We start from the raw sequence: 2,825 nt of genomic DNA on the forward strand, positions 1-2,825 counted from the left end.
CGGGATAGAGGGCGCGAAACTCGGCGAGGATCCGCCCAAGCAGCAGAGTGCCGGTCGCCTCGGGGGCGGTGATCCGCACCCGCCCCGCCGGGGCCGAGCGCAGCCGCGCCATCGCCAGATTGGCGCTGCGGGCCAATGCCAGCAGCCCCTGACAGTGCTCCACATAGAGTTCCCCCTGCGGGGTCAGGCTCAACCTGCGGGTGGTGCGCTGCAACAGCCGCACCCCGAGCTGGGATTCGAGCCGCGAGATCTTCTGGCTCACCGATGACTTGGGCATACCAAGCAGCTCGGCGGCCCGGGTAAAGCTCCCCTGCTCCACCACGGTGGCAAACAGTCCCATCAACTCCAGATCGACATTGTTCATATATTCAAACAGTCTTTACCGATTACCCATCTTAATCTTGATAATCAACCAGACTAGAGTGAGTGGCAATCCCGAACACAGCGATTTGAAAGGAAATACCATGAAAGCCATTGCCCTGACTCACTATCTGCCAAGCGACCACCCCGACTGCTTTATCGCCGCCAACCTGCCCGATCCGGTTCCGGGCCCGCGGGATCTGCTGGTGCGGGTCACCGCCACCTCCGTCAATCCGGTGGATACCAAGGTGCGTTCCCCCAAGGCCAAAATTGAAAGCTCGCCCCGGGTACTGGGCTGGGATGCGGTGGGGGAAGTGATCGCCACCGGCAGCGAAGTCACCCTGTTCAAGGCGGGCGACCGGGTCTGGTATGCCGGCGATATCAGCCGCCCGGGTAGCAACAGCGCCCTGCAACTGGTGGATGAGCGTATCGCCGCGATCGCCCCCACCAGCGTGAGCGATGTGGAGGCCGCCGCCCTGCCGCTCACCGCCATCACCGCCTGGGAGACCCTGTTCGAGCGCTTCGCTCTTACCCGCGAAAGCCGTGGCAAACTGCTGATCATCGGCGGCGCCGGTGGCGTGGGCTCCATCGCCATCCAGCTGGCCCGCCAACTCACCGACATGGAGGTGATTGCGACAGCCTCCCGCCCCGAGAGCCGCGAGTGGTGCCTCGAGATGGGCGCCCATCATGTCGTAAACCACCACAAGTTGCAGGAGGAGCTGACCGCCCTTGGCATCACTCAGGTCGATGCCATCTTCTGCACCAACGCCACCGCCGAGCACTGGGCCACCATGGCAGGGCTGATCCGCCCGTTTGGCCATATCTGCACCATCGCCGAATCGAGCGAGCCGTGGGATCTCTCCCTGCTCAAGAGCAAGAGCGCCACCTTCAGCCAGGAGTTCATGTTCACCCGCTCCCTGTTCCAGACACCGGACATGATCGAACAGCACCGCCTGCTCGGCCGGGTGGCGGCACTGGTCGATGAAGGGGTATTGCAGACCACTCTGACCAGAACCATCCCGTCACTGACCCCGGTCACGCTGGCTCAGGCCCATGCCGAGGTCGAGGCAGGCCGTATGGTAGGCAAGCTGGTGATCGACATGAGCGGCTTTGCCAACTAAGCCCTCAAACGCACCATGATGGGATAAGTTCACCAAGGAGATGCCCCAAACGGGCACAACCAGCGGCACTCATGACTGCCTGAAGCAGGCCAACGTCCGACAATCAGCCAAAAAAGAGGCCATTTCGCGAGAAATGGCCTGAATACCTGAACATTGGGGTAACAATCACACACATATCCTTATGCAGGACATATTAGTCTTTGCATCTGGCATGCCAACAGCAGCATGAATGCGCCAAAACGGCGTCAGCCCGTCCTTGAGCAAGGTGCCGACCTTGCTCTTTTTTTGTCTGGCAGACTGTTTACCAGGCAAACAAGTGCAGATAAAAAATGCCACCCGAGGGTGGCAGTGAAAGATGACGGAACTTGAGCAAAGCGTTCAGCGAAAACCGGTCGTCTTCGCCTGCATAGAGCAATACAGGAACCGTGCCAATCCGGCAAAAACCCCCGAATCCCTCCACGTCATGGGCAACCCACGACAGCACTGCCCCATGATGGTAGAATCTCGCGGTTTCACATTTATGAAGAGTCGACGCCATGCCCTGGATACAAATTCGAATCAACGCCACTGCCAAGACCGCAGACAAGGTGAGCAACATGCTGCTGGGGCGTGGAGCCCAGGCGGTGACCTTTATGGATGCCAAGGATGTGCCCGTCTATGAACCCATGCCCGGTGAAACCCCGCTCTGGGGCGAGACCGAAGTGATGGGTCTGTTTGATGCCGAAACCGATCCGGCCCCCACCATCGCCTTCTTCCAGCAGATCTTCGGCGAAAACGTCGGCTACAAGGTCGAGCAGCTGGAGGACAAGGACTGGGTGCGCGAGTGGATGGATCACTTCCACCCGATGCAGTTTGGCGAGCGCCTCTGGATCTGCCCGAGCTGGCGCGATGTGCCGAACCCCGATGCGGTCAACGTCATGCTGGATCCGGGTCTGGCCTTCGGTACCGGTACCCACCCCACCACCGCCCTCTGCCTGCAGTGGCTGGACGGGCTGGATCTGGCCGGTAAAACCGTGGTCGACTTTGGCTGTGGCTCCGGCATTCTCGGCATCGCCGCCCTGAAACTGGGTGCCGCCCGCGTCATCGGCATCGACATCGACCCGCAAGCCATTCAGGCCAGCCGTGACAACGCCGCGCGCAACGGCGTTGCCGACCAGATTGAGCTCTACCTGCCGGCCGACCAGCCGCAAGATGTCGAAGCGGACGTAGTGGTTGCCAACATCCTGGCCGGCCCGCTGCGCGAACTGGCACCGCTGATCGCCGGCCACGGCAAGCCGGGCAGCCTGATGGCCCTCTCTGGCGTGCTGGAAAGCCAGGCCCCGGAGCTGGAAACTATCTACGGTC

Annotated in this window: 3 protein-coding genes; 2 read left to right on the plus strand and 1 reads right to left on the minus strand. The window is 61.3% G+C overall.

Features of this window, described 5'->3' with window-relative positions; genetic code table 11:
- On the minus strand, nt 1-364 hold a 364-nt coding region (locus AACS18_RS06975; RefSeq protein WP_374956636.1), incomplete at its 3' end, for a LysR family transcriptional regulator.
- A 100-nt stretch (nt 365-464) separates the two neighbouring features.
- Here AACS18_RS06975 and AACS18_RS06980 point away from each other — a divergent pair.
- Together AACS18_RS06980 and prmA are read left to right on the plus strand one after the other, a co-directional pair.
- Complete coding sequence (locus AACS18_RS06980; RefSeq protein ID WP_108614005.1) at nt 465-1,481, plus strand: zinc-binding alcohol dehydrogenase family protein; 1,017 nt, start codon at nt 465-467, stop codon at nt 1,479-1,481.
- A 536-nt stretch (nt 1,482-2,017) separates the two neighbouring features.
- Nucleotides 2,018-2,825 (plus strand): 50S ribosomal protein L11 methyltransferase (gene prmA, locus AACS18_RS06985; RefSeq protein ID WP_258228879.1); only part of this gene is annotated, 808 nt, incomplete at its 3' end.

The organism is Aeromonas sp. HMWF015 (assembly GCF_963878965.1).
Classification (GTDB): domain Bacteria; phylum Pseudomonadota; class Gammaproteobacteria; order Enterobacterales; family Aeromonadaceae; genus Aeromonas; species Aeromonas veronii.